Genomic DNA, 25,356 nt, shown 5'->3' on the forward strand with positions numbered 1-25,356 from the left:
GTGAATCAGTGGCACCCGATCTGTCCCGCTGCGGGCAGATCGCGTCTGCTTGCAGTGAAGCACGCAAAACATCAGAACAATCGTGCGTGACGCATCGGCGCATGTCGATGCGGTCCCCATGAAAGCAATGAAACGCTGAAAAAGTAAGATTCGCTCCGTGTGCCGTATCGCGAGAGCGTCAAACTGGAGCGAGACATGAGCCAGTCAGTTTCCGCCGTGCCCGATGCGGGCGAACACGGCGGGCGCGGACATCGCGGTCCGGCGATGCCCGCACTCGCGCTCGCGGCCCTGGGTGTGGTGTATGGCGACATCGGCACCAGTCCGCTCTATACGCTGCAAACCGTGTTCGACCCGGCCAACGGCCTCGCGCTCAATGCGCTGAATATCGTCGGCATCGTCTCGCTGATCGTCTGGTCGCTGATCGTCGTGGTCTCGCTCAAATACGTCACGCTGATCCTGCGTGCCAACAATCACGGCGAAGGCGGCATCATGGCGCTGCTGGCGCTGGCCGCGTCTTCCGTGGCGACGCGGCCGCGACTGCGTCGAACCCTGCTGGGCGTGGGCATCATGGGCGCGGCCCTGTTCTATGGCGACAGCGTGATTACGCCGGCCATCTCGGTGCTGAGCGCGGTCGAAGGGCTGGAGGTCGCCGCGCCGATTCTGAAGACCTGCGTGATCCCCGTGACCCTCGTCGCGCTGGTGACGCTGTTTCTCATGCAGAAGCGCGGCACGGCCGGTATCGGCGCGGTATTCGGGCCCGTGATGGTGCTCTGGTTCATCGTGCTGGCCGCGGCGGGCCTCGTCAACATGATGCGCTCACCCGCGATCCTGGTCGCACTCAATCCGTTCACGGGGCTCGCATTCTGCCTGCATCACCGGTGGCTCGCATTCGTTGCATTGGGCGCGGTCGTGCTGTCGCTCACCGGCGCCGAAGCGCTGTATGCCGACATGGGCCATTTCGGCGCGAGACCGATTCGCTGGACCTGGTTCGGCCTCGTGTTTCCGGCCCTCGCGTTGAATTATCTGGGGCAGGGCGCGTTGTTGCTGGCCGAGCCGGGCGCGCTGCAAAATCCTTTCTACCGGATGTTTCCCGCATGGGCGCTGTATCCGATGATCGTGCTGGCGACGATCGCAACCGTGATCGCCTCGCAAGCCGTTATCTCGGGCACGTACTCGATGACGAAGCAGGCCATGCAACTCGGCTTTCTGCCGCGTATGAGCGTCGTCTACACATCGGAAAGAGAAATGGGGCAGATCTATGTGCCCGGTATCAACTGGACGCTGCTGGTCGCGGTGGTGGCGGCCGTGCTCGGCTTCGGTTCGTCCACGGCACTCGGCTCCGCGTACGGTATCGCCGTCACCGGGACGATGCTGATCACGACGATCCTGACGTTCTTCGTGATTCGCTACGCGTGGCATTACAACTGGTTGCTCTGCGTGGTGGCCACGGTGTTCTTCTTCGTGATCGATGCCGCGTTCTTCTCGGCGAATCTGCTGAAGATCGTGCAAGGCGGCTGGTTCCCGCTACTGGTCGGGTTGATCATCTACACGATCATGGCGACCTGGGGAAAGGGCTGGGAGATGATGCGCGCCGAAGCTCGCGTGCGAGCCGGCACCATGCCGCTCAAACCCTATCTGGCGACGCTGCTGGCCGGCTCGCCGATCAGGGTGAAAGGCACGGCGATTTTTCTGTCGCCCGACCCGGATGGTGTGCCGCATTCGCTGATCAACAATCTGATGCACAACCGCGTGCTGCACAAACGCGTCGTTTTCGTCACGGTGAATAACGAAGAAGTGCCGTGGGTTCCCGCGAGCGAGCGGGTCAACGTGCATCGGCTGGACGCGGAGTGCTATCAGATCACGATCAACTACGGTTTCATGGACGAAGTCGATCTGCCGTGCGCACTGCAGATCTGCAAGGCCGAAGGGCTCACGTTCGAGGCTGCGGAGACGTCTTACTTCCTCAGCCGCGCGACCCTCGTGCCCACGCGCGACAGCGGCATGGCGATGTGGCGCGAGCGACTGTTCTCGGTGATGTTGCACAACGTCGGCAATGTCGCGGCGTATCTCAAGCTGCCGGCCAACCGCGTGATCGAGTTGGGCGCGCGCGTGGAAATCTGACGTCGAAGTCAATCTTATCCGGCGAGCGCCCGCGTGACGAAGCGGCGAGAGACCGGCAACCGGGCTACGGTTGCCGCCACTGCCGGTTAGGAACGATTGGCTGTTTCCGGCGCGGGCGCATCCGATACGGCGAGCACCTTGATGCCTTCCCAGTGCGGATGCAGCAACCTCAGGACCGCGAGGATCGCGCTATTGGTGTTCTCCGGCACGGTGACCAGATCGCTGCCTTTCTGGACCGTTTTCTTACCATGCTGGCAATACTGATACTCGACATGAAGCGTGACTGACATGACTCTGACTTCCCTTTTCTATGGGTGCTGATCTCGCGTGAAGAATGGCGCGTCGTTGCCCGCTCTGCGCTTCGCCCCGATCGATGAATCCGCGCCGTCTTCTCACCGCTCTATAACGGCACCGTGACGGCTCGACTTGAGTGCTTACAGCCGTAGGATGGTCGTCGGCTATTTGTCATATTTGAAACTTCGTTTCAGAACCTGCATCGGTGCGTCGTTAAGACGGGTATCAAAACACGCAGGTATTTCATGGCTTTCGTCAGCAACCTCAAAATCGGCCCCCGTCTCGGTGCGGGCTTTGCAATCGTGTTACTGCTGCTGTGCGCGGTGGGTGGCATCGGCCTGATCGAAGCTTCACGCATATTCGACGGCACCCGCGAGATCGCCGACAACTGGCTGCCCAGTATCGAAAGTCTCGGGAACATTCGCACCCAGGCGGACGACGTACGCCGTTTGTCGCTGCGTGAGTTGCTGACGACCGACGCCGAAGAAACGCGCGCGCTGCGCGCGCAACACGCCGCCGCCGTTGCCGGTTTCGCGTCGGCGATGAACGACTACGCGAAACTCGTCTCGTCGCCGGAAGAACAGCGTTTCGACGACGGCATCAAATCGTCGTGGGCGAGCTATCTGGAAACGGACGCGAAGCTCGAAAAACTGCTGGACGGCGGCGAAAGCAATGTCGCTGAAGCCCGTCAGTTGGCGTCCCTCGAAGGGTCCAAACGCTTCACCGCGACGCTCGCGTTTATCGACGACGACATCAAGCTGAATCACACGGGTTCGACGCAGGAAGTCGGCGTTGCGCAGACCGCATTCGAGAGTGCACGCATGTGGACGCTGTTACTGGTGGCGCTTGCCTTGCTTTCCGGCGGCGCGATCGCCGTGTTCATCACGCGCTCGATCACGGGTCCGCTGCGCCGCTCGGTCGATGTCGCGGAAACAGTCGCGCGCGGCGATCTCACGGCGGTAATCGAGGTGACGGGTGGCGATGAACTGGCGCAGTTGCTCGGCGCGCTGCGCAATATGAACGAACGTCTGCTCGACACCGTTAGCCGCGTGACGTCCAGCAGCGAGGGCATTGCCACCGGCTCGGCGGAAATTGCCGCGGGCAACACCGATCTGAGTCAACGCACGGAAGAGCAGGCGGCGTCGCTGGAAGAAACGGCGGCGAGCATGGAAGAGCTCACGGCCACCGTCAAACAGAACGCCGAAAACGCCAACCAGGGCAATGCGCTGGCGGCGCGGGCTTCGGAAACGGCGGCGCGCGGCGGTGCCGTGGTGGGCCGGGTGGTCGATACTATGAGCGATATCTCGGCCAGCTCGCAGCAGGTCGCCCAGATCATTTCGGTGATCGAGGGGATCGCGTTCCAGACCAACATTCTCGCCCTCAACGCAGCGGTCGAAGCGGCGCGCGCGGGCGAACAGGGTCGCGGTTTCGCGGTTGTCGCGGGTGAAGTGCGAACGCTCGCGCAACGTAGTGCGGCAGCGGCGAAGGAGATCAAGGATCTGATCAGCCAGTCGGTCGAACGCGTGAACAGCGGCACGGCGCTCGTCGACGAGGCGGGCCGCACGATGGGTGAAATCGTGCAGGCTGTGGGTCAGGTGTCCGATCTGATGGGCGAGATCAGTGCGGCATCGGGCGAGCAGCACACCGGTATCGAGCAGGTGAACGTGGCGATCGCGCAGATGGATCAGGTCACGCAACAGAATGCGGCGCTGGTCGAAGAGGCGTCGGCGGCGGCGCAGTCCATGGCCGCGCAGTCGGCTTCGCTGCGCGAACTGGTCGCCGTATTCAAGCTGCCCGCCGGGCGCCGCGCCCAGGACCCGGCGCGTGCTTCAGTCGCGCCGCGCGCCCAGCACGGCCTTCGGCTCCAGAAAAGCCTCTAGTCCGTAGGCACCGTACTCGCGGCCGATGCCCGACTGCTTGAAGCCGCCGAACGGTGCAGCCGGCTCGTGCGCGAGCGTGTTGACGAGGACGCGGCCGGCGTCGATACGCGCCGCGACTTCGCTCGCCCGCGCCGGGTCGGCTGAGAAGACATACGCCTGCAAGCCGTAAGGGGTGTCGTTAGCGATGGCGATGGCCTCGTCGGTGTCGCGGTACGTGATGATCGACAGCACAGGGCCGAAGATTTCTTCGCGCGCAATCGTCATGTCGTTGGAGACGCCGCTGAAGACGGTCGGACGCACGAACCAGCCTGCGCCGACCCCTTCCGGCCTGCCTGCGCCGCCGGCAATCAAACGCGCGCCTTCGTCGATGCCCAGGCGAATATAGCGCTGCACACGCTCCCATTGTTTCTGACTGACCATCGGCCCGACCACGGTTTGCGGATCGCGTGGATCGCCCGCTTGCGTGCGTGACACTTCCTCACTGATGCGCGCTTCGAATTCGTCGAGCCGGTGTTGCGGCACGAGAATCCGCGTCCCGGCAATGCAGGCCTGGCCGCTATTCATGAAGCCGGCCTGAATCACGAGCGGGACGACCACGTCGAAGTCCGCATCGTCGAGCACGATTGCGGGCGACTTGCCGCCGAGTTCGAGTGTGACGCGCTTGAGCGTATCGGCCGCGCTGCGCAGTATCGTCTTGCCGACCGCCGTCGAGCCGGTGAACGACAGCTTGGCGACATCGGGGTGGGCACTGATGCGCGCGCCGACGGTGTCGCCGCGTCCGGTGACGATGTTGAACACGCCCGGCGGCAAGCCCGCCTCATGCAATGCTTCGGTGACGACACGTGTCTGCATCGCGCTCATTTCGCTCGGCTTGATCACGGCGGTACAGCCTGCGGCCAACGCGGCGGCAAGCTTGCCGCAGATAAAGCCGGCATCGCTGTTCCAGGGTGTAATCAGCCCGGCGACGCCGAGCGGCTGCATCACGACATCCGCCGTACCCGCACGGCGCGTGAACGCAAAGTCTTGCAGCACCTTGGCCGCTTCGAGCAGCACCGCGCTCGCATGCTTCGCCATCCAGCGGCCGCGCGACACCGGCGCGCCATATTCTTCGGTGATCGCCTCGAAAAGTTCGTCCTCTCGTGCGAGTACCGCTGCGTGCATCCGCTTCAGCATGTCGATGCGTTCGCGCTTGCTGGTGCGTGAAAATGCCGGAAAGGCGCGCTTCGCGGCGGCGATCGCGAGGTCGGCATCTTGCGCGTCGGCCAGCCGCACGCGGCCGATTACCTGTTCGGTGGCGGGGTTGAAGAGATCATAGCGTTCCTCGCCGTGCGGCGTGACGAAGGCGCCGTCGATATAAATCGTGTCGATGTCCTGCATGGTTCGCTCCCAAAGCGGTTCCGGTCGACACACGATAAGCCGACGGCATTGCGCTGACTAGCCGTACAATCGCGCATGATTCATTGAATAATTCGGGACAATGAAAACATCGGGTCTGGGTGAACTGGAAGCGGTGCTGGCGGTGGCGCGGCATCGTAACTTTCGCGCGGCGGCGACGGAACTCGGCGTGTCCACTTCGGCGCTCAGCCATGCGGTGGCCGGGCTGGAGCGGCGCATTGGCGTGCGCCTCTTCAATCGCACGACCCGCAGCGTGTCGCTGTCGGAAGCCGGCGCGCAATTCGTCGAGAGCGTCGCGCCCGCGCTGTCCTCCATCCGCATGGCGATCGAGCGGGCCGGCAGCTTTCGCGACACCGTGTCGGGCACGTTGCGCATCAATACGTCGGCGGGCGCGGGCAGGCAGGTGATGGCGCTCTTCATCGATTTCCTGCAGCGCTATCCCGAGATGAAACTCGATATCGTCACCGAGGGCAAGCTGATCGATATCGTCGCGGACGGTTTCGATGCGGGCGTTCGCCTCGCCGAAACGGTGCCGCAGGAGATGATCGCGGTGCCGTTCGGCGATATGCAGCGCTTTGCCGTGGTCGGCAGCCCGGCCTATTTCGAGCGGCGCAAACCGCCGCGCAACCCCGGCGATCTGCTCGCTCACGAGTGCGTCCGCATGCGCATGCCCAGCGGCGCGATTTACCAGTGGGAGTTCGAGCGGCGCGGCGAGGCGCTGCGGGTCGACGTCAAAGGCGCGCTGATGCTCGACGAACCCGCGATGACGCTTCAAGCCGCGCGGGCCGGTCTCGGTCTGGCGTATCTGAGCGAATGGAATGCGGCGGCGGATCTGCAAGCCGGCACGCTGGTGCGCGTGCTGGAAGCCTGGACGCCGCCGCTCGACGGCCTGTGCCTGTATTACCCAGGCCGCCGCCATGTGCCGGCGGGCTTGCGTGCGCTCATCGAGATGATTCGCGAGCAAGCCGACGCACGGCGGGTCAAGCGGCGAACCCGGCCTGTTCAGTGACCGTGCCGCTCGCCGACCGCGCACCTCGCCGCGCATGGCGCGCTGGCCGCCGCGCGTGAACTCACGCGGCACAATTGCGGCGGCATAACGGGCGTTGTACGGCGCGGGAAATATCCTTTTTGCTTAAGTTCTGCCAGCATTTGCCGTAATCGAGGAACGAATCCCATCGATGAGACCGGCATAAATGAAGCGATTGACCTTGAACCAGAAGCTCTGGAGCATTCTGACGCTGCTCTGGTTTGGCCTTGGTGTGCTCGTCGTCACGAGCGCGTGGTTTAGCCGGGGCGATATGCTCGAACAGCGCAAGAGCATGCTGTCCCAGGAAGTGGACACCGCGCTCGGCGTGATTGCCTTCTACCAGAAGAAAGCCGCCGACCATACCTTGCCGGTCGACGAAGCAAAACATCAGGCGCTCGAAACGCTGCGCGTGCTGCGCTACGGCGCGGACCGCAGTGGTTATTTCGGCATCTACGACTCGAACGTGGTGGGGCTGCTCGTGCCGCCCAAGCCGGAACTCGAGGGCAAGTCGCAGGCGAACCTGGTCGATCCGAACGGCACGCACGTGGCGGCCGAGATCGTCAAAAGCTCATCGCCGGGTGGCAATCACTTCAGCGAATACGTGTGGCCCAAGCCGGGCAGCGACACGCCCGCGCGCAAGATTTCCGCCAGCGAATTCGTCGCCGACTGGGACTGGCACGTTTTCACGGGCGTGTATGTCGACGATATCGATCAGGTGTTCTACGCGGCACTCCTGCGCGATCTGCTGCTCGCGACGATCGTGACCGCGGTGTTGTCGCTCGGGATCATGTTGCTGATCCGCAGCATCCGCACGAGCCTGGGTGGCGAGCCCGATCACGCGGCCGAGGTCTGCAAGCAGATCGCCAACGGCGATCTGGGTGTGGATGTCGACCTGCGCGCCGGCGACACCACCAGCCTGATGGCGTCGCTCAAGGCCATGCGTGACAGCCTGTCGCGCGTGGTCATCGAAGTACGCGAGAACGCCGAAGGCGTGGCGACCGCCAGCAGCGAGATTGCACAAGGCAATCTCGATCTGTCGAGCCGTACGGAAGAGCAGGCCGCCTCGCTCGAAGAAACCGCGTCGAGCATGGAAGAGTTGACCGCCACGGTCCGTCACAACACCGACAACGCCAGACAGGCGGCGACGCTGGCCGGTACGGCCTCGGGAGTGGCGGTGCGCGGCGGCGAAGTGGTGGGCCGCGTGGTCGAGACGATGCAGGAGATCTCCGGCAGTTCGGCCAAGATGTCCGAGATCATTTCGGTCATCGAGGGCATCGCGTTCCAGACCAATATTCTTGCGCTCAACGCCGCGGTCGAAGCGGCGCGTGCCGGTGAACAGGGGCGAGGTTTCGCAGTCGTGGCCGGCGAAGTCCGCACGCTCGCGCAGCGCAGCGCCACGGCGGCACGCGAGATCAAGGACCTGATCGGCGACTCGGTCGGCCGTGTGGAAGCGGGTTCGAAACTGGTGGAGGAAGCGGGCCGCACGATCAACGAAATCGTCGGTGCCGTGAAGCGCGTGACCGACATCGTCGGCGAGATCTCCTCGGCGTCGGCGGAACAGAGCCAGGGCATCGAGCAGGTCAGCCAGGCGGTCAGCCAGATGGATCAGGTGACCCAGCAAAACGCAGCCCTGGTCGAAGAGGCCTCGGCGGCGGCGCAGTCGATGGCGCATCAGGCGCGGGCGTTGCGTGAGACGGTGTCGTTCTTCAAGGTCGAGGGTGCCAGATCGTCGGCCGCCCTCGCGGTCGAACGCGTGAGCAAGCCGCGTAGCGTGGTGGCGACAGCGGCGCCGAAGGTTCGCGCGCCGCGTCCTGCCGCGACGAAGCCGGAGACGACGCGCGCCGCGAGCGCCGGGAGCCACGCCAAGGCCGCGGTCGTTGCGCCGACCGCGGATGCCACCGCGGACTGGGAGACGTTCTGAACGCAGCAGTCCGCGCGCGGACTGCTCGACTCGATGCGCTCCCACGTTAAAGGACGCAGTGTCACGCCCTGAAGTCCCGCATCCGATGGCATCATAGAGGCCTCGTTTTCCAACCCGCGAGCCTCTTTTCGAACATGTCGAACCTGATCGTGCACGGCGGTCTCCCTTTGCGCGGCGAGATCGCGCCGTCCGCCAACAAGAACGCTGTCCTCCCCATTCTTTGCGCCACGTTGCTGACCGACCAGCCCCTGCGTCTGGTCGGCGTGCCTGATATCACCGACGTCAGGAAAATCCTCGATATCTTTCGCACGCTGGGCAGCCGGGTCTCGATGGACTTCGCGACCGGCATGCTCGAACTGCATCATCACGCGACCACGTTCGATCCGGTCGCGCACAAACTGCCTGAGGAGATGCGCTCGTCGATCATGCTCGTGCCGCCCTTGCTGGCGCGTTTCGGCGTAGCGCGGCTGGAGAACGACGTGAAGGGCTGCACGCTCGGCGTGCGCGAGATCGACCCGCACGTCGAAGTGTTCGAGCGTTTCGGCGCCAGCGTCGAGCGCACGGCGGATTCGCTGGTGGTGCGCGCCGGTGGACAGATGCAGGCGAACCATCACTGGCTGGACTACGCGTCGGTCACCACTACCGAAAACTTCGTGCTGTGCGCGGCATCGGCGAACGGCACCTCGAGCCTCGTCAATGCGGCGTCCGAGCCGCACGTGCAGGAGTTTTGCCGCTTTCTGGCCATGCTGGGCGTTGCGATCGACGGCATCGGCACTTCGCGTTTGACGGTCGAAGGCGGACGCAAGCTCGGTGGCGGCGAGTTCCGTTTCAGCGAAGACTTTCACGAGATCGCCACGTTTCTGGCACTCGGCGCGATCACCGGCGGCGACATCGTCGTGCGAAACACGGCGCCCGAGCAGTTCCCGCTCATCGACCGGACCTTCGCGAAGTTCGGCGTGCAGGTGGTGCACCGCGACGGCTGGTCGCGCGCCGTACGGCAGGGTCCGCTGCGGGTGCAGCGACCGTTCACGCAGAATATCCTCACCAAGGTGGAAGCGGCCCCGTGGCCGTATCTGCCGGTCGATCTGCTGCCCATCTTCATTGCACTCGGCGTGAAAGCCGAAGGCAGCGCCATGTTCTGGAACAAGGTCTACGACGGCGCGATGGGCTGGTCGGTCGAACTTTCCAAGTTCGGCGCGCATGTGTTTTTGTCGGACCCGCATCGCCTGATTACCTTCGGGGGACTGCCCCTGAGTCCGGCACGAGTCGAGAGCCCGTACATCATTCGCGTGGCGATTGCCCTGCTGATGGTCGCCGCGAGTATCGAAGGGCGCTCGGAGATCATGAATGCACTGCCGATTCGCCGGGCGCATCCACGGTTCGTGGAGAATCTGCGCTCGGTGGGGGCGAACGTCGAGTGGACAAGTAGTGAGTGAACCGTCCGGCAGAGGCCGCATGAAAGACAGGGCAACCGTTCTATGCGTGCGCGACGACCGCATCCTGCTGGTTGCCCGGGCACGCTCGCGCTGGGCACTGCCCGGCGGCCGGATTCATCGGGACGAAGCGCCGCACGAGGCGGCGTTGCGCGAACTGGAAGAGGAGACCACGCTCGTCGCGGATCAGATCATGTATCTGTTCCAGTTCTCCGGCTTCAACACGATCCACCACGTCTTTTTTGCCGACCTCGCGCCGCACGCGCAGCCGCAGCCCAGCAACGAAATCGCGAAGTGCCGCTGGTTCGCGCCCGTCAAGATCGCGACGCTCTCTGCCAGCGTGCCGACGCACGGCATCGTGGAGCTGTTCTTCGAGCACATCCGGGCTCACCAGGCCGACGATCCGCTCTCGCCGCCGAAGCCGCCGGTGCCCGCTCGACCTTGACGCCGGCCTGAGCCACCCGCCTCGAAGGCCTGTGGGATAATCGCGGAGTTTGCCCGGAGCGCGGCTCAAAAGGTTGCTCGCACGGGCGCGCGAGGGGCCTTTATTCCCGTGGCCCGCTTCCTTTCGGCGATATTTAATCAGCAACCACAATGCCCGCATACCGTTCCAAAACCTCCACCGCCGGCCGCAACATGGCGGGGGCGCGCTCCCTGTGGCGCGCCACCGGCATGAAAGACGAAGACTTCTCCAAGCCGATCATCGCGGTGGTCAATTCGTTCACCCAGTTCGTGCCCGGCCACGTCCACCTGAAGGACCTGGGTCAGCTCGTCGCGCGCGAGATCGAAGCCGCGGGTGGCGTAGCCAAAGAGTTCAACACCATCGCGGTCGATGACGGCATCGCCATGGGTCACGACGGCATGCTGTACTCGCTGCCGAGCCGCGACATCATCGCCGATTCGGTGGAATACATGGTCAACGCGCACTGCGCCGACGCCATGGTGTGCATCTCCAATTGCGACAAGATCACCCCCGGCATGCTGATGGCCGCGATGCGGCTCAACATCCCCGTGATCTTCGTGTCCGGCGGTCCGATGGAAGCCGGCAAGACGCGCCTGGCGAACCCGCAGACCGGCACCATCGAGTTCAAGAAGCTCGATCTGGTCGACGCGATGGTGATTGCCGCCGACGAGCGCTATTCCGACGCCGACGTCGCCGAAGTGGAACGTTCCGCCTGCCCGACCTGCGGTTCGTGCTCGGGCATGTTCACCGCCAATTCGATGAACTGCCTGACCGAAGCACTCGGTCTTTCGCTGCCCGGCAACGGCACGGTGGTGGCCACGCATGCGGACCGCGAGCAGCTCTTCAAGCGCGCCGGCCGCCGCATCGTCGAACTCGCTCACAAGTACTACGAGCAGGAAGAGGCCTCGGTGCTGCCGCGCGCGGTCGGCTTCAAGGCCTTCGAAAACGCGATGACGCTCGACATCGCCATGGGCGGCTCGACCAACACGATCCTGCACCTGCTGGCAATCGCCCGCGAAGCGGAGATCGACTTCACCATGACCGACATCGACCGCCTGTCGCGCATCGTGCCGCAGTTGTGCAAGGTGGCCCCAAACACCAACAAATACCACATCGAAGACGTGCATCGCGCGGGCGGCATCATGGCGATCCTCGGCGAGCTGGACCGCGCCGGCAAGCTGCACACCGACGTGCCCACGGTGCACACCGCGACGCTCAAGGACGCGCTGGATCAGTGGGACATCGTGCGCACCCAGGACGAAGCCGTGCGGACCTTCTACATGGCCGGTCCGGGCGGCGTGCCGACGCAGGTGGCGTTCAGCCAGAACGCGCGCTGGCCGAGCCTGGACACCGATCGTGCCGAGGGCTGCATCCGCTCCTATGAACACGCGTTCTCGAAGGAAGGCGGCCTGGGCGTGCTGACGGGCAACATCGCGCTGGATGGCTGCGTGGTGAAGACGGCCGGCGTGGACGAAAGCATTCTGGTGTTCGAAGGCACGGCGCACGTCACGGAATCGCAGGACGAAGCGGTCGAGAACATCCTCAACGACAAGGTCAAGGCCGGCGACGTGGTGATCGTGCGCTACGAAGGTCCGAAGGGCGGCCCCGGCATGCAGGAAATGCTCTACCCGACGAGCTACATCAAGTCGAAGGGTCTGGGTAAAGCCTGTGCGTTGCTGACCGACGGGCGCTTCTCGGGCGGCACCTCGGGCCTGTCCATCGGTCACTGCTCGCCGGAAGCGGCGGCGGGCGGCGCGATTGGTCTCGTGCGCGACGGCGACAAGATCCGCATCGACATCCCCAATCGCACGATCAACGTGCTGGTGTCCGACGAGGAACTGGCGCGTCGTCGCGAGGAGCAGAACGCCAAGGGCTGGAAGCCGGCCCAGCCGCGTCCGCGCAAGGTGTCGGCGGCGCTGAAGGCGTATGCCAAGCTGGTGATGTCGGCGGATAAGGGCGCAGTGCGCGACCTGTCGCTGCTGGAAGACTGAACCTGCGGCGGGCTGCGTGCCCGTCCGCTGTGAAGAAGGCCGCTCTTTTGAGCGGCCTTTTTTTCGTGCAACGAGTCTTTCGGATTCGCGCCTCAGTCCTCGCTTCCATGATGAAGCGGCGCGCGTTCAACGCAGCGCGGGCCAAGCTGCGCCAGTGCGTTGCAGCCGAGCAGCCGCAGGGTGATCTGCATCTCGTTCATCATCAACGCAAGCACGTCGGTCACGCCGGCGCCGCCTCGCGACGCGAGACCATACAGCGGCGCGCGTCCGAGCAGCACGCCTCGCGCGCCTAACGCGACCGCTTTCAACGCATCGCTGCCGCGGCGGATGCCGCCGTCGACGTAAATACTCAATCGATGGCCGACCTCGTCGGCGATCGACGGCAACAGTTCGAGCGGCGACAGGGTGCTGCCCAATTGCCGCCCGCCGTGGTTCGACAGCACGATTCCGTCGGCGCCGTGAGCGGCCGCAAGCAGCGCGTCCTCGTGGCCCTGAACGCCCTTGACGATCAGCTTGCCGCTCCAGTGGCGACGCACCCATTCGAGATCCGTCCACCCAAGCGTCAGATCCATCTGCCGACTGAGCATCGCTGCATGGCGGGACAGATCGGCGCGCTCGCCGACGCTTTGCGCGATGTTCTTCAACTGCGGCGCGCCGTATCGCGCCATCTGCCAGCACCAGTGCGGATGCCGGAGACAGTCGGCCAGCAAGCGGCGCGACACGCGCAAGGGCAGCGCGAAACCATTGCGGGTGTCATGGTCGCGTTTGCCGTGAACCGGCACGTCGACCGTGAGGACGAGCGTCGAAAAGCCGGCGACACTCGCCCGGCGCATCAGATTCTCGGCGATGCCGCGGTCCTGCTGGACGTACAACTGCATCCACAGGTCGGCGCCGGGCGCAGCGGCGCGCACGTCTTCGAGCAGCGAAGTCGACGCCGTCGACAGCACGAAGGGCAAGCCCGCGCGACTCGCCGCCTGCGCGAGCAACTCGTCTGCGCACGGCCAGAAGAGTCCGTTGAGCCCGGTCGGCCCGACGATCAGCGGGGCCGCCGCCTCCCGTTCGAAAAACCGTGTGGCGATCGAACATTGCGACACATCGGTCATCACACGCGGTTTGAAGAGCCATTGCCGGTAAGCGTCGGTATTGCGGCGCAACGCATCGCCGTCTTCGGCGCCGCCGTCGAGATAGTCGAAGGCCAGACGCGGCAGACGTTTGCGCGCGGCGATGCGGTAATCGGCAACACAGGAAAGCATGAATGCTCCGGATGCATCGAATTGACTTCAACGGTGCGAATCAATCGCATTACAATTGAACCAGGCGCAATCCGATAAACGTTGAACAACCTGATACCACCATGTCAGAACGCACCGCACGCACGCCCAAGGCGGAGAAGACAGCCAGTCCGGAAGCGTCCCGTTCGTCGCTTTTCGTCGGCTCGACCGAAAAAGCCTTTCAGGTGCTGCATGCTTTCGACGGTCCCAGCCGGCACATGACGCTCGTCGATATCGCACGCGCGTCCGGACTCGATCGCAGCGCCACGCAACGACTCGTGCACACGCTCGAAACGCTCGGCTATCTCTACCGTGTGCCCGACACGCGCAACTACGGTCTCACCACCAAGGTGCTGCAGTTCTCATACAACTACGTACGCGCCAACGAGCTCATCGACAAGGCCTCGCCGTATCTGCTGGACATCAGCCGCCGTCTGGGCGAGACCACCAATCTGCTCGAACTCGACGGTCACGAAATCGTGTTCGTCGCGCGCTTTCCCGGGCAGCATCTGGTCAACATCGACATCGTGGTCGGCGCCCGTTTGCCTGCCATGTTCACGGCGGCAGGCATCGCGATCCTGTCGCGTCTGTCCGACGAGCGCGTGCGCGAAATCCTCGCGCAAACCCGGCTCGACCCGCTCACGCACTACACCGAAACCAATCCCGACAAGCTGCTCGAACGCGTTCGCAAGGTGGCGCGGCGCGGCTACGCGGTGATCGAAAACGAAACCGTGCTCGGCGATATTTCGGTCGCTGCACCGGTCACGGATCACGGCGGCATGGGGGTCGCCGCGATCAATATTTCGGTGCCGACCTCGCGCTGGTCGCGTGAACGCGTGGAAGCCGAACTCGCGCAACACGTGCAGGTGGCCGCGACGTCGATTTCCAAATCGCGGCTCTCGGGCTACTCGCGCTAAAGCGCTGACCAGAGCGTCAGGCAGGGCACCAACGCGACTCAGCGATTTCGCTCGAAGCGGTCCAGTTGCTTCTCGAGTTCGACGCGCAGATTCGCCGACAGCTCCGGCGCGGCCTCCGCCAGCGGTGCGAGCATCGCCGGCGCATGCACGCCGATCAGATCCATCACCGATTTCATCGGCCCCGGATTGGTTTCGGCGAACGCCATGTTCATCAGCGGGATCAGCGAGCGGTGCAGCGTCAAGGCTTCTTGCGTCTTGCCGTCGCTCGCGAGCTGGTGGATGGTGCGCCACGCGGTCGGCAGCAAGCTCGCAGTCACGACGATGCCACCGCGCGCGCCCGCCGCGACGTGTAGCGGAAACAGCGTGTCTTCGCCACTCAGCACCGAGAACGACGAATCGACGCCGGCCACCGTGCGCAGAAAGTGCCACATGTCGGTGTTGCAAGCCTTCATGCCGATGATCCGTTCGTGTTTCGACAGTTCGTGCAGCACCTCCGGGGCAATCGCGATACGCGTGCGGTACGGAATCTCATAGATGAGGATCGGCAACGGCGATTCGTCGGCGTAACGCATGAAGTAATCACGGATGCCGCCTTGAGTCGGATTCGTGTAATAGGGCGTCAGGACCAGCAAGCCGTCGGCGCCGACGGCGGCGAATTCCTTGCCGGCCTGAAGCGCGTCGTGATATCCGGGATCGAGCACGCCCGGAATCACCGGCACCTTGCCGGCGGTTTCGCTGACGGTAAGCTCCGCCATACGGATGCGCTGAGCGCGCGCGAGCGCGCCATATTCACCGGTGCCGCCGAGCGGCACGAAGCCGTCCACGCCCTGCTTGAGCAGGTAGCGAATCAGCGTGCGCGCCGCGTCGACGTTGATGCTGTCGTCGGCATTGACGGGAGTCGGGATGGCCGGCAGAACGCCGCGCAGTTGTTGTGCTGAAAGCATGAAAGAGTCTCGATGAATAAAGTCAGGAAGCGAGGCTGCGGCGGCGCAAGCGGTCGGCCACCCAGATCAGCACCGCGATGAAAGCGAACAGGCAGGTCGAGACGGCGGCGATCACCGGTGAAATCTGCATGGTGATTTCGTCCCAGAACTGCTTGGGTAAAGTGGTGCTCACGCCGCCCGAGGTGAAGAGGGCGATGGTGAGTTCGTCGAACGAGGTGGCGAAGGCGAACAGGAACGAAGACATCAGCCCCGCGCCGAGAATCGGGAACGTCACGCGGCGCAAAGTGGCCCACGGCCGCGCGCCCATGCTGTGCGCCGCCTGGTCCAGACGCGTGTCGTAGTTGCGCAGCACGGCCATCATCGTGATCACGACGTAGGGCACGGCCACCATGGTATGCGCGAGCACGAGTCCCAGCGACGAACCCACCAGCCCGATCTTCGCGAAGAAATAGAACACGCCCACGGCGATGATCATGCGCGGCACGACGATCGGCGCGAGCACGAAGGCCAGCATGGCGGCCTTGCCGCGCATGCCGCCGCGCACCAGCAGGAAGGCGGCGGGCGTGCCGATCAGCATCGACAGAATGCCGGTGCCGACGCCGACCAGCATCGAGCGCGTGATGGCCTGCATCCACAGCGGCGAGTCGACGATCTGCCGATACCACTGCAGCGAGAAGCCGTGCGGCGGCCAGGCGAGGCCGGAGCCGGCGTCGAAGGAGAGTGGAATCATCAGGAACGCGGGCGCGCTCAGGAACACCAGCAGCAGGATCACGACCACGCGCAGCGTGAGGCTTTCGCCGTTGCCGGCGGCACGCTTGCGACGACGCGGCAGCACGCCGATGAGTGCGTCGGTTGCGTTGCCGAGCAGGGTCAGCACGGCGTCGCCGAGTTGACGGCGCCACTGGCCGCCGCGGCCGGGTTGGCGTGCGGTCGAGCTGCCGCCCGCCATGGTGGAGAGTCCCACCATGCGGTCGTAGACGAGGAACACGATCAGCACCACCGCCAGCAGCAGCACCGAGATCGCCCCGGCGAAACCCCAGTTCAGCGCTTGCATCACCTGGTCGATGATCAGTTGCGTGATCATCGTTTGATGGCGTCCGCCGAGCAACGTCGGCGTGATGAAAAAGCCGATCGCGGTGACGAACACCATCAATGCGCCGGCCGCGACGCCGGGCAGCGAGAGCGGGAAATACACCTTCCAGAACACGGTGCCGGGACGCGCGCCGAGTGTCGCCGCGGCGCTCGGCAAGCGGCGGTCGATGTTCTCCATCACCGACAGCATGGTCAGCACGGCGAGCGGCATCAATGCATGCACCATGCCGACGATCACGCTGGAGAAGTGGTAGAGCAGGCTCAACGGTTGATCGATGATGCCGAGGCTCATCAGCAGCTTGTTGATTACGCCGTTGCGGCCGAGCAGCACGACCCATGCAAACGTGCGCACGAGGAAGCTCGTCCAGAACGACAGCAGCACCCAGAACAGCAAGCGGTTCTTGCGTTCGCGCGTGAGCGACGAGATCAGATAGGCGATCGGATAGCCGGTCAGCACGGAGAAGAAGGTGGTCCACAGCGAGACCTTCAACGTGATGAGCAGTACGTCGACATACACGGAGGAGGCGAACAGCCGCTTGTATTCGATCAGCGTGAAGCCGTTGCCGTTGTGCACGCTCAGCAGCAGAAGCTGGCCGACCGGATAGACCAGCATCACGAGCAGCAGCACGACGATCGGCGCGGCTTTCGCGCCGGGTTGCAGCCACGCGCGCCAGGGCGCGCGTCGTGCCGGCGACGCGCTGGCAGGATGAGGCGGCTGCGCGGTGAGAGCGGAATGATTCATGGCTTATCCCGCGATCGCGACGGCGTCGGCGGCGAGCCACGACAGCCCGAGCGTCTGTCCGACTTCGTACTGGCTGCCGAGCCGGTTGGTGGGAAACGCGGCGACGAGCGGGGCGGCATCGGCCGCCGGCGGTTGCAGATAGAGCCGCGTCATGCTGCCGGTGACCATGATGTCGGTGAGTTTCGCCGACAAGGTGCCGCCGCCGTCGGCGCCGCTGCCCGCGTCTTCGTGAACCTTCAGATTCTGCGGACGCAGCATCAGCTTGACCGGTTTGCCGTCGGCGATCACCGGGTCGTACACCATCGCGCGACCCTGTTCGACACCTTGCAGGCTGATCTGCACCTGATCGCCGGCGCGGCCGGTGACCACCGCGTCGAGCAGGTTCGATTCGCCGAGAAAGTCCGCCACGAACACGCTCTTCGGCCGGAAATACAGATCGGCCGGCGTGCCGAGTTGCGCGATCGAGCCGGCGTTCATCAGGCAGATGCGATCGGACATCGTCATTGCTTCTTCCTGATCGTGCGTGACGTAGACGATGGTCGTGCCGAGGTCGCGGTGAATCCGCTTGATCTCGAGTTGCATGTGATCGCGCAGCTTCTTGTCGAGTGCGCCGAGCGGCTCGTCCATGAGAATGATCGACGGCCGGTAGACCATGCAGCGCGCCAGCGCGATCCGTTGCTGCTGTCCGCCGGACAACTCGCGTGGGTAGCGGTCCGCGACATGCGGAAGATGCACCATCTCCAGCGCCTGCCTCACCTTGTCGCGCGCAGCCTTCGCGTCGGTCTTGCGCATCTGCAGCGGAAACGCGATGTTCTGCGCCACCGTCATATGCGGAAACAGCGCGTAGTTCTGAAACACCATGCCGATGTCGCGTTCATACGGCGCGCCCCACGTGACGTCGACGCCGTTGATATGAATCTGGCCCGCATCGGGTTGCGCAAGGCCGGCGATCAGGCTGAGCAGCGTCGTCTTGCCCGAGCCGCTCGGACCGAGCAGGGTCAGAAACTCGCCTTTGGCGACGTCGAGATCGGTCGGCGCCAGCGCGACGAAATCGCCATAGCGTTTGCTGAGGCCCGTGATTTGAAGGTTCGAGGCGGACATGGAATCGGCATCCTTGAAAATGAAAACGAAGGTCAGGTCAGGATCCAGCGGTTGAAGCGTTCGAGTGCCACGCTTTGCTGTTCCTGCCAGTACCGCGCGTCGATATGCAGGCCGTTTTTCATATTCGCCGGGAACGTGGGGCAGTTTTTGGCGATGTCCTGCTTGATGAAACTGAACGCTTCGGGCTGCGTGACGCCGGCCGGAAAGTAATCGACCAGCGAGGCCTGGCGCTTCGGATCGGAGGCGAACTTGATGAACTCGCGGCACGCGTTCGCGTTCGGCGTCCCTTTCAGGATCGACCAGTTGTCGCAACCCCAGATGTTCTGATTCCAGACGATCGCCACGGGCGCCCCGTTCGCGATGGCCGACTGTGCGCGCGACACCCAGGTGCTGATCATGTCGACTTCGCCCGAGCCGAGCATCTGTTCGACTTGCGCGCCGGTGTTCCACCATACGTCGACGTGTTTCGAGATCTTGTCGAGGCTCGCGAAGCCGCGATCGAAGTTGCACGGGTAGACCTGCGAAGTCGGCACGCCGTCGGCCATCAGTGCTTCTTCCAGCGTGTCGAACGGATATTTGCGCAGACCGCGCCGGCCCGGAAAGTCTTTCACGTTCCACATATCCGCCCACGAATTCGGCGCCTTGCGTCCCTTGAACGCGTCGGTGCGATAGGCGAGCACGGTGGTGTACACATTCGTGCCCACGCCGTACGGCGACATGTATTGCTGCGGAATTTTCGCGACCATCGGATCGGCTTCGAGACCGTGTTTCTCGAGATATTCCTTGCCGCCGCCCGTCAACAGCAAAATGGCCGGCTGGCTGATCTTCGCCATGTCCCACGTGTAGCTGCCGGTCTCCACCATGCTTTTGATCTGCGCGGTCGGTTCCGCATTGGCCTGCACGCCGATCACCTCGATGCCGGTCTTCTCGAAGAACGGTTTATAGAACACCGCGCCGTAGGCTTTCGTATAGATGCCGCCGTCGTCGCGGATCACGATCCGCTTGTTGGCCGCACGCGATGGCGTCCAAACGAACGGGAAAGCGAGTCCCGCCGCGCCGACGAGCGCCGTCTTGATGGCCGTGCGACGGCCGGGCTGTTGAATCTGATCGCGTGCGGGCTGCTTTTTCATGTCGGCTCCAGAGGAAGAGGGAAGGCCTGTAGTGCGAGAGGTGAGGCCGCGGGGGCGGCCGGATTGGAATGGGTGGCGCGGTGTTCGTGCGCGGTTCGTCGACGAGGCACGGTCAGGGCAATAAGCGGCCCGGGTTGAGCAGGTTGTGCGGATCGAGCGCCTGTTTCACGGCGCGCATCAGATTCAACTCGACCGCGGACTTGTAGTACGCCATTTCGCTGAGGCCGGTTTGGCCGACGCCGTGTTCCGCGCTGAACGTGCCGCGCAATTCGTAGGCGACGTCGTTGACGCAGCGGCGCATCGCGGCGGCCATCGCGACGGGATCGGCGAGTTCGCGCCAGGCCTCGAAGGTGAAGAAGGGGATGAAGTGCGCGTTACCGTCGCCCAGATGCGCGACGACGAGTACGTCGAGATCCGGCACGAGCGCTCGTACCGCGCCGGTGGCCCGTTCGATGAACGCCGGCACGGCGGACACGGGCACCGCGCAATCCGTGGTCAGGCCCACACCGCCCTTCTTGTTCGCTTCCGAGACGCTGTGGCGAATCTCCCAGAGCGCGGCGCGCTGCGTGTCGTTGCTCGCGACCACGGCGTCGAGCACGAGTCCGGCTTCGGCGGTCTGTTCGAGTGTCTGCTGCAGCAGCTCGGCCATTTCGTCGCCGCCTTGCGTGTCGGCCAGTTCGACCAGCACGTGCCATTCGTGCGATTGGTGCGATTCACCGAATGGATTGCGACGCTCGGGCACATGCTCGATCACGAGATCGAGTTGACGGCGGTTGATCATTTCGAACGCGTTGAGCCGCGATCCACAGGCGGCCTGGAACAGTCCGAGTACGCGCAATGCGGCAGCAGGATCGGCTGGCGTGAACCACGCAAGCGCGTGATGCGTGGGCAGCGGATGCAGCTTCAGGGTGGCTGCGGTGATGATGCCGAGCGTGCCTTCCGTGCCGATGAAAAGATGCTTCAGATCGAGCCCGGTGTTGTCCTTGCGCAGCGCGCGCAGACCGTTCCAGACCGTGCCGTCGGCGAGTACCGCTTCGAGGCCGAGCACGTTGTCGCGCGTGTTGCCGTAACGCAGCACACCGGTGCCGCCCGCGTTGGTGGACAGATTGCCGCCGATCTGACACGAGCCTTCCGCGCCGAGACTCACCGCATACAGACGCTGGTGCCCTGCAGCGGCGTCCTGCACGGTCTTCAGCACGCAACCCGCCTCGACTTCCATCGAGCCGTTGGCGGCGTCGATATGACGAATGCGCCGCATGCGCGTCAGGTTGACGATGACCGGTGGCACGCCCTGACCCGGCGGCACCGCACCGGCGCACAGGCTCGTGTTGCCACCCTGCGGCAGCACCGGCACTCGATACTGCGCGCACAACCGCACGACGGCGGCCACCTGCGCCGTATTCGCGGGCAGCACCACACAGGCGGCGGGTCCTTTATAGCGGCCGCGCCAGTCTTCCGTGAAGCCCTCCAGATCGGACGGCTCCGTCAGGACGGCATCGGCGCCGAGGGCAGTGGTCAGTGCGGCCAGGAGTGACGCGACATCGTTCATTTCCGTTCCTCGATCAGGCAGCGGCTGCGGCTCGATTGAGCGCGAATCAGCAGTGTCTGGGAAAAGCATAGGAGCAAAAAAATCGCATTGAAATGCAATTAATCGCATTGCGATTGAAATGGGTGTATTTACTGAAGCGATCAGCGCAGAGGCCCGTCAGGCGGGCTTCCCAGGCTTACGAGTTGGCAACGGCTCGAGTTTCGTCAGCTGTTTGGGTCGACGAAGGTCGGCGATCCTGAAGGACGGGCGCGACTGAGAATGCGCTTGAGCGCGAGGTGGGCACGTTGAATATCGCGGATGACCGACCATGCAGCCAGGCGAACCGCGACAAGTGGCGAGAAGCCGAAAGAGGGAGCGCCGGCATGCCGGCAGCGCCGTGCAATGGCCCGACGCTCCGGTGAGTCTCTACCGTTACAGGTAGCTGCAGACGTAGTCGAGCGTTTCGACCACGTCGATATCGAAACGGCTCTTGCCGGGCACCGAAAACGATTCGCCCGCGTTGTAGGTTTTCCACTCTTCGCTACCGTCGAGGCGAATGCGGCATTGGCCGGCTTGCACTTCCATGAGTTCCGGCGCGTCGGTGCCGAAGTTGAGCGCGCCCGGCAGGATCACGCCCAAGGTCTTGCGCGTGCCGTCGGCGAATAGAACGGTGTGCGAGACACATTTGCCGTCGAAATAGACGTTGGCTCGTTTGATAACGGAAACCTGATCGAATTGCGTTGCTGTCGTCATAGCGGAATGACTCCGGGTCATCGTGAAGAAATACGTGGGCGTTCCGAGGCGCGCGGGCGGTTTAGGGTTGCCCGCGCGGGGCGTCGGTGCGCGAAAGACCGCCATCATACTGTGTCGATGCCCGCATCGCGCAGTGCAATGAGTTTTCCCCATCTTGCCTCGAAATCAAGACTGTTTTATCGTGATTCGCGCCGCCTCCACGATCGGCAAAACAAGCGGAATTTTAAGTGCAGTCTGGCGGTGTTGAAGATGCGAAATGAATGCGCAACTGCACGGGCCGGTGCGTTGTGCCGGGCCGGGCCTTTCTGAGAGAAGGTTCCTGAGCAATATCACGAACGACTAATCGAGCTTTTAAAAGCCGCCGACCTATGCAAAGCAATTACAACCTGGGGCTAGTCGCGTTCTCCCTGATCGTCGCGACTTGCCTCCTATACCGCACTCGATCTTGCCGACCGGATTTTCCTGCTGGCCTACGCTCGCGCTCGTCATATCTGGCTGCTCGGCGGTGCGTTGGCAATGGGCTTCGGAATCTGGTCGATGCATTTCATCGGCATGCTGTCGTTTTCATTGAATATCCCGCTTGGCTATGATTTTGCCGTGACCGGTTATTCGCTGCTGATCGCCGTTGTCGTAGCGTGGTTTGCGTTGTACGTGGTCACGCGCGTGAGGCTCAGGCTCGCCGGTTTGCTGGCAGGCGGCGTACTGATGGGCGTGGGCATTGCCGGCATGCATTACATGGGCATGGCGGCGCTATTGATGCACCCCGCGATTCACTATGAGCCCGGCATTTTCGCCGCGTCGATTCTGATTGCGATCGCGGCATCGACTGCGGCGCTCTGGGTCGCGCGCACCTTGCGTGGCGCGGAGACGATCCATTTGATGCGTAAGCGCATCGGCGCAGCTTGTGTGATGGGTGTCGCGATTGCGGGCATGCACTACACGGGCATGGCCGCGGCCAATTTCCTGCCGGGTTCGATCTGCGGCGCGGCCAACGGAGTCAGGCCGTCATGGCTGGCCGCCGCCGTGATCCCGTTCGCGTTCGCGATTCTTATCGTGACCTTGTTGTTGTCCCGCCTCGATGCACGCGCCGCGTTTCTCTCGAAGTCGATCGCGCGGCTCGACGATCAGATCGATCGTATCCAGGGTTCGGCGCGTTGAGCGTCTGCATATCGAGTCGGGCTGCCATTTACATGCGCTGCACGAACAAGGTGAATCGATCGATTCACCTTGGGCGTAGTCGCCTTGAACTGCTATCTTGAGATGAGTGTTCCTGCCAGCGGCTGTTGGCGGAAGCCTTGCCATACACGCTGAAAGAATCCCTGTCTGGAGGTGCAAGATGGTCGACAATACCTGGCTCGTCGTGGCGGACGGAGGTCGTGCGCGTTTTTTCCAGATGCCTGGACTCACGCTGGATTTGCAGCAGATCGAAGAACTCGTCAACGACGAGTACACCGGTACGACGCTCACCGAAAAGGATCGCGAGAAGTTCGCGAAGCGCGTGTCCGACTACATCGAGAAAGGGCGACTGCACCAGCAATACAGTCGGCTGCGGCTTGCCGTCGAAGCGAAATTCCTCGGCATGGTGCGTTTGAACCTGAGCGAGGACACGCGTCGTTTGATATTCGAACAGGTCAGCGAAGATCTGACCGGCCGCAGCGTGCAGGAGATCGAAGCGCATCTGCGGCGCCAGTGAACGTCAATGGCATGCCGCGAGACCTGCAAGTGTCTTGCAAGCCTGCAAGCCCGGCGCCTAGCCACTAATTTCCGGACCGCGCGTTTTTTCTTCGGCGGCGCGGAACCACTCTTCCGCGCGCGAGCGTTCGGCGACCCAGGAGTGGGTCTGCGGCGAGTTGAACTCACGATCGATGAAACGCTGCGCCCATTCGACTGCGTCCCGGATCGCTTCGTCTTCCGTGAGCCATTCGGGCTGAATGGTCATCGGGCGCACATCGACCACGGTGCCCGCAGCGTTTTTCAGACTCACGCTGGCGAGCCAGGCGCCGAGTTTGTTGGTCTCGGTGTTCACGACAATCTCAATCTCGCCGTAAGAAACAGTGCGTGTCGGCATCGTTCGCTCCTGTAATAGACGTGTCGATTCAAGCGCCATCATGCCGCAATTTGCGGGGTTGTAGTTCGCCAGCAACTCGCGTTGGTGGGATCGCGGTTAATCTGAACATTACCGGGCGACTCGTATGACGAAACCGTGTCGCTGCAATTTCATTTTCTGGTGAGGAGGTGTGATGGCTCCAGCATTCTCGTATCGACGTTTTCAGTTTGCCGCCACGATTTCGACGCTGGGTGAAAGCCGGGGCTGGGTCTCGGTCGATGTCACGACCGCGGATGCCGAGCGTATCGCCGATCTGGGCACAGAGCGTTTTCTGCATCTGGAGCGCTGGGTGGAGCGCAACGAGCCCGACTTTCTGCAGGTGGTGGTGGACGAGTGCAAGGTTGCCGTCGACCATTACGCCGACAACGTCGACGACAGTTGAGGTTTCCCCATCGCCGCATGAATAGCGTGCCGCAGTGGACTATCCTGTTTATTCTGGTCACCGGACTCTGAACTCATATGAGGTGCGGAATATGCAGGAATTCGATTTCTATCTCAACCTGAAGAAGCCGACACTTGGACTCTACGTACGCAACGGAGCGGGCCTGCCCGATCTCGCCGACAAAGCCGACTGGCAATTCGACGGCCACGTCTGGCAAAGCGAGTTGAACGCGGAGTTGCTGAAGGGGCTCGAGGCCAATGGCCACGTATTTCAGGAGCTGGGTGGGTAAGGCCAGGCTCTACGGCGCGTAGAGCGAAATAAGGTAAGGGAGCAAACCATGGCGGAGCAGCAAAGTGACTTGAGCGCGGAGTTCATCGCGCAACAGCGTAAGCGTCTCGAGACGCTGCGTCAGCAACTGGTGGGCGGCGAGGAGGGCACGATTGCCGACCAGCGTACGGCCGGCGAGGAGCACGGCGACGAGGCCAGGGAGTACGAAGACGATGCACAGACCATGGCGCAGGACGACGTCGACCAGTCGCTGAACGACGTGAACGACCAACGCATCGGCAATATCCTGCGAGCCTTGCAAAAGATCGACGAAGGCACCTACGGTCTCTCCGACGAAAGCGACGAGCCGATACCCAAAGCGCGCCTCGAGGTCATGCCCGAAGCGATATACACGGTGGCGGAGCAGAGCCGCCGGGAAGCGGGCAATTAGCGGGTTGGCACGCGGCCCGTCGAGTGAGTTGCGTGTTCAGGGCCGCGAGTCGAAAGAGGTTTCAGCTACGCGCGTTTGCGCAGCGATAGCGTCGGGCAAGTGCGCCTCTGCGGGTCATCGAAAAAAGCAATGTTCCCTTGCTCGTG

General features: G+C 63.4%; 22 protein-coding genes and 1 pseudogene. 13 read left to right on the forward strand and 10 right to left on the reverse strand.

Annotation, left to right across the window (positions count from 1 at the left end; genetic code table 11):
* Positions 1-195 precede the first annotated feature (195 nt).
* Positions 196-2,121 (forward strand): potassium transporter Kup, encoded by a 1,926-nt coding sequence (locus FQ705_RS12965; RefSeq protein ID WP_409934697.1) that lies wholly within the window; start codon positions 196-198, stop codon positions 2,119-2,121.
* A gap of 86 nt (positions 2,122-2,207) precedes the next feature.
* On the opposite strand, the gene FQ705_RS12970 is transcribed toward FQ705_RS12965, so the two are convergent.
* Complete coding sequence (locus FQ705_RS12970; RefSeq protein ID WP_144141360.1) at positions 2,208-2,411, reverse strand: hypothetical protein; 204 nt, start codon at positions 2,409-2,411, stop codon at positions 2,208-2,210.
* Between the two features lie 249 nt (positions 2,412-2,660).
* Between FQ705_RS12970 and FQ705_RS12975 the strand changes: the two genes are divergently transcribed.
* Positions 2,661-4,295, forward strand: a complete 1,635-nt coding sequence (locus FQ705_RS12975) for a methyl-accepting chemotaxis protein (RefSeq protein WP_144141362.1) — start codon at positions 2,661-2,663, stop codon at positions 4,293-4,295.
* On the opposite strand, the gene FQ705_RS12980 is transcribed toward FQ705_RS12975, so the two are convergent.
* Positions 4,245-5,672 (reverse strand): aldehyde dehydrogenase family protein, encoded by a 1,428-nt coding sequence (locus tag FQ705_RS12980; protein WP_144141364.1) that lies wholly within the window; start codon positions 5,670-5,672, stop codon positions 4,245-4,247. The two genes, FQ705_RS12975 and FQ705_RS12980, sit on opposite strands and share 51 nt — an antisense overlap.
* A 100-nt stretch (positions 5,673-5,772) precedes the next feature.
* On the opposite strand from FQ705_RS12980, the gene FQ705_RS12985 reads away from it, so the two are divergent.
* From FQ705_RS12985 to ilvD, 5 genes are all read left to right on the forward strand, one after another.
* Positions 5,773-6,699 carry a LysR family transcriptional regulator gene (locus FQ705_RS12985; protein ID WP_144141366.1) on the forward strand — a complete coding sequence of 309 codons (927 nt, stop codon included), beginning with the start codon at positions 5,773-5,775 and terminating at the stop codon, positions 6,697-6,699.
* Between the two features lie 184 nt (positions 6,700-6,883).
* Positions 6,884-8,638, forward strand: coding sequence for a methyl-accepting chemotaxis protein (locus FQ705_RS12990; protein WP_144141368.1), 1,755 nt, complete (start codon positions 6,884-6,886; stop codon positions 8,636-8,638).
* Positions 8,639-8,772: 134 nt separating this feature from the next.
* The gene (locus FQ705_RS12995) at positions 8,773-10,074 is read left to right on the forward strand and encodes a UDP-N-acetylglucosamine 1-carboxyvinyltransferase (RefSeq protein WP_144141370.1); all 1,302 of its coding nucleotides are present in this window, start codon (positions 8,773-8,775) and stop codon (positions 10,072-10,074) included.
* A gap of 19 nt (positions 10,075-10,093) precedes the next feature.
* Positions 10,094-10,516, forward strand: coding sequence for an NUDIX hydrolase (locus FQ705_RS13000; RefSeq protein WP_144141372.1), 423 nt, complete (start codon positions 10,094-10,096; stop codon positions 10,514-10,516).
* 149 nt (positions 10,517-10,665) lie between these two features.
* The gene (gene ilvD, locus FQ705_RS13005; protein WP_144141374.1) at positions 10,666-12,525 is read left to right on the forward strand and encodes a dihydroxy-acid dehydratase; all 1,860 of its coding nucleotides are present in this window, start codon (positions 10,666-10,668) and stop codon (positions 12,523-12,525) included.
* 92 nt (positions 12,526-12,617) lie between these two features.
* On the opposite strand, the gene FQ705_RS13010 is transcribed toward ilvD, so the two are convergent.
* On the reverse strand, positions 12,618-13,778 hold the full coding sequence (locus tag FQ705_RS13010; RefSeq protein ID WP_144141376.1) for an alpha-hydroxy acid oxidase: 1,161 nt from the start codon (positions 13,776-13,778) through the stop codon (positions 12,618-12,620).
* A 101-nt stretch (positions 13,779-13,879) separates the two neighbouring features.
* Between FQ705_RS13010 and FQ705_RS13015 the strand changes: the two genes are divergently transcribed.
* Positions 13,880-14,713 (forward strand): IclR family transcriptional regulator, encoded by an 834-nt coding sequence (locus tag FQ705_RS13015; RefSeq protein ID WP_144141378.1) that lies wholly within the window; start codon positions 13,880-13,882, stop codon positions 14,711-14,713.
* 38 nt (positions 14,714-14,751) lie between these two features.
* On the opposite strand, the gene dapA is transcribed toward FQ705_RS13015, so the two are convergent.
* The 6 genes from dapA to FQ705_RS13045 form a co-directional block, all read right to left on the reverse strand.
* A complete protein-coding gene (gene dapA / locus FQ705_RS13020; protein ID WP_144141380.1) occupies positions 14,752-15,657 on the reverse strand; it encodes a 4-hydroxy-tetrahydrodipicolinate synthase in 906 nt (301 codons plus the stop codon).
* A gap of 22 nt (positions 15,658-15,679) precedes the next feature.
* Positions 15,680-17,362 carry an ABC transporter permease subunit gene (locus FQ705_RS13025; RefSeq protein ID WP_260854513.1) on the reverse strand — a complete coding sequence of 561 codons (1,683 nt, stop codon included), beginning with the start codon at positions 17,360-17,362 and terminating at the stop codon, positions 15,680-15,682.
* A gap of 132 nt (positions 17,363-17,494) precedes the next feature.
* Positions 17,495-18,592, reverse strand: coding sequence for an ABC transporter ATP-binding protein (locus tag FQ705_RS13030; RefSeq protein WP_144141384.1), 1,098 nt, complete (start codon positions 18,590-18,592; stop codon positions 17,495-17,497).
* 32 nt (positions 18,593-18,624) lie between these two features.
* Positions 18,625-19,722: an ABC transporter substrate-binding protein gene (locus tag FQ705_RS13035; RefSeq protein WP_144141386.1), complete on the reverse strand. Its 1,098-nt coding sequence runs from the start codon at positions 19,720-19,722 to the stop codon at positions 18,625-18,627.
* Between the two features lie 112 nt (positions 19,723-19,834).
* Positions 19,835-21,271 carry an FAD-binding oxidoreductase gene (locus tag FQ705_RS13040; protein WP_144141388.1) on the reverse strand — a complete coding sequence of 479 codons (1,437 nt, stop codon included), beginning with the start codon at positions 21,269-21,271 and terminating at the stop codon, positions 19,835-19,837.
* 411 nt (positions 21,272-21,682) lie between these two features.
* The gene (locus tag FQ705_RS13045; protein WP_144141390.1) at positions 21,683-22,003 is read right to left on the reverse strand and encodes a pyrimidine/purine nucleoside phosphorylase; all 321 of its coding nucleotides are present in this window, start codon (positions 22,001-22,003) and stop codon (positions 21,683-21,685) included.
* A 368-nt stretch (positions 22,004-22,371) separates the two neighbouring features.
* On the opposite strand from FQ705_RS13045, the pseudogene FQ705_RS13050 reads away from it, so the two are divergent.
* Both FQ705_RS13050 and FQ705_RS13055 read left to right on the forward strand, forming a co-directional pair.
* Positions 22,372-23,143 (forward strand): annotated as a pseudogene (locus FQ705_RS13050) (MHYT domain-containing protein); the annotation flags it as partial.
* 196 nt (positions 23,144-23,339) lie between these two features.
* On the forward strand, positions 23,340-23,696 hold the full coding sequence (locus FQ705_RS13055) for a host attachment protein (protein WP_144141394.1): 357 nt from the start codon (positions 23,340-23,342) through the stop codon (positions 23,694-23,696).
* A gap of 57 nt (positions 23,697-23,753) precedes the next feature.
* Here the strand turns inward: FQ705_RS13055 and FQ705_RS13060 are convergent, their stop codons facing one another.
* A complete protein-coding gene (locus FQ705_RS13060; RefSeq protein WP_260854470.1) occupies positions 23,754-24,146 on the reverse strand; it encodes a DUF6566 family protein in 393 nt (130 codons plus the stop codon).
* Positions 24,147-24,243: 97 nt separating this feature from the next.
* Between FQ705_RS13060 and FQ705_RS13065 the strand changes: the two genes are divergently transcribed.
* From FQ705_RS13065 to FQ705_RS13075, 3 genes are all read left to right on the forward strand, one after another.
* Positions 24,244-24,492 carry a hypothetical protein gene (locus FQ705_RS13065; protein WP_144141396.1) on the forward strand — a complete coding sequence of 83 codons (249 nt, stop codon included), beginning with the start codon at positions 24,244-24,246 and terminating at the stop codon, positions 24,490-24,492.
* A gap of 91 nt (positions 24,493-24,583) precedes the next feature.
* The gene (locus FQ705_RS13070; RefSeq protein ID WP_144141398.1) at positions 24,584-24,781 is read left to right on the forward strand and encodes a hypothetical protein; all 198 of its coding nucleotides are present in this window, start codon (positions 24,584-24,586) and stop codon (positions 24,779-24,781) included.
* 48 nt (positions 24,782-24,829) lie between these two features.
* Positions 24,830-25,210: a TraR/DksA family transcriptional regulator gene (locus tag FQ705_RS13075; protein WP_144141400.1), complete on the forward strand. Its 381-nt coding sequence runs from the start codon at positions 24,830-24,832 to the stop codon at positions 25,208-25,210.
* Positions 25,211-25,356: the final 146 nt, after the last annotated feature.

The organism is Paraburkholderia sp. BCC1884, assembly GCF_900996225.1.
Lineage (GTDB): Bacteria > Pseudomonadota > Gammaproteobacteria > Burkholderiales > Burkholderiaceae > Paraburkholderia.

Excerpts from the sequence above, each read along its gene's own strand:
- FQ705_RS12965 (WP_409934697.1), top strand. The coding sequence starts at position 196 with ATGAGCCAGTCAGTTTCCGCCGTGCCCGATGCGGGCGAACACGGCGGG.
- FQ705_RS12970 (WP_144141360.1), bottom strand. The coding sequence starts at position 2,411 with ATGTCAGTCACGCTTCATGTCGAGTATCAGTATTGCCAGCATGGTAAG.
- FQ705_RS12975 (WP_144141362.1), top strand. The coding sequence starts at position 2,661 with ATGGCTTTCGTCAGCAACCTCAAAATCGGCCCCCGTCTCGGTGCGGGC.
- FQ705_RS12980 (WP_144141364.1), bottom strand. The coding sequence starts at position 5,672 with ATGCAGGACATCGACACGATTTATATCGACGGCGCCTTCGTCACGCCG.
- FQ705_RS12985 (WP_144141366.1), top strand. The coding sequence starts at position 5,773 with ATGAAAACATCGGGTCTGGGTGAACTGGAAGCGGTGCTGGCGGTGGCG.
- FQ705_RS12990 (WP_144141368.1), top strand. The coding sequence starts at position 6,884 with ATGAAGCGATTGACCTTGAACCAGAAGCTCTGGAGCATTCTGACGCTG.
- FQ705_RS12995 (WP_144141370.1), top strand. The coding sequence starts at position 8,773 with ATGTCGAACCTGATCGTGCACGGCGGTCTCCCTTTGCGCGGCGAGATC.
- FQ705_RS13000 (WP_144141372.1), top strand. The coding sequence starts at position 10,094 with ATGAAAGACAGGGCAACCGTTCTATGCGTGCGCGACGACCGCATCCTG.
- ilvD (WP_144141374.1), top strand. The coding sequence starts at position 10,666 with ATGCCCGCATACCGTTCCAAAACCTCCACCGCCGGCCGCAACATGGCG.
- FQ705_RS13010 (WP_144141376.1), bottom strand. The coding sequence starts at position 13,778 with ATGCTTTCCTGTGTTGCCGATTACCGCATCGCCGCGCGCAAACGTCTG.
- FQ705_RS13015 (WP_144141378.1), top strand. The coding sequence starts at position 13,880 with ATGTCAGAACGCACCGCACGCACGCCCAAGGCGGAGAAGACAGCCAGT.
- dapA (WP_144141380.1), bottom strand. The coding sequence starts at position 15,657 with ATGCTTTCAGCACAACAACTGCGCGGCGTTCTGCCGGCCATCCCGACT.
- FQ705_RS13025 (WP_260854513.1), bottom strand. The coding sequence starts at position 17,362 with ATGCTGGTCTATCCGGTCGGCCAGCTTCTGCTGCTGAGCGTGCACAAC.
- FQ705_RS13030 (WP_144141384.1), bottom strand. The coding sequence starts at position 18,592 with ATGTCCGCCTCGAACCTTCAAATCACGGGCCTCAGCAAACGCTATGGC.
- FQ705_RS13035 (WP_144141386.1), bottom strand. The coding sequence starts at position 19,722 with ATGAAAAAGCAGCCCGCACGCGATCAGATTCAACAGCCCGGCCGTCGC.
- FQ705_RS13040 (WP_144141388.1), bottom strand. The coding sequence starts at position 21,271 with ATGAACGATGTCGCGTCACTCCTGGCCGCACTGACCACTGCCCTCGGC.
- FQ705_RS13045 (WP_144141390.1), bottom strand. The coding sequence starts at position 22,003 with ATGACGACAGCAACGCAATTCGATCAGGTTTCCGTTATCAAACGAGCC.
- FQ705_RS13055 (WP_144141394.1), top strand. The coding sequence starts at position 23,340 with ATGGTCGACAATACCTGGCTCGTCGTGGCGGACGGAGGTCGTGCGCGT.
- FQ705_RS13065 (WP_144141396.1), top strand. The coding sequence starts at position 24,244 with ATGGCTCCAGCATTCTCGTATCGACGTTTTCAGTTTGCCGCCACGATT.
- FQ705_RS13070 (WP_144141398.1), top strand. The coding sequence starts at position 24,584 with ATGCAGGAATTCGATTTCTATCTCAACCTGAAGAAGCCGACACTTGGA.
- FQ705_RS13075 (WP_144141400.1), top strand. The coding sequence starts at position 24,830 with ATGGCGGAGCAGCAAAGTGACTTGAGCGCGGAGTTCATCGCGCAACAG.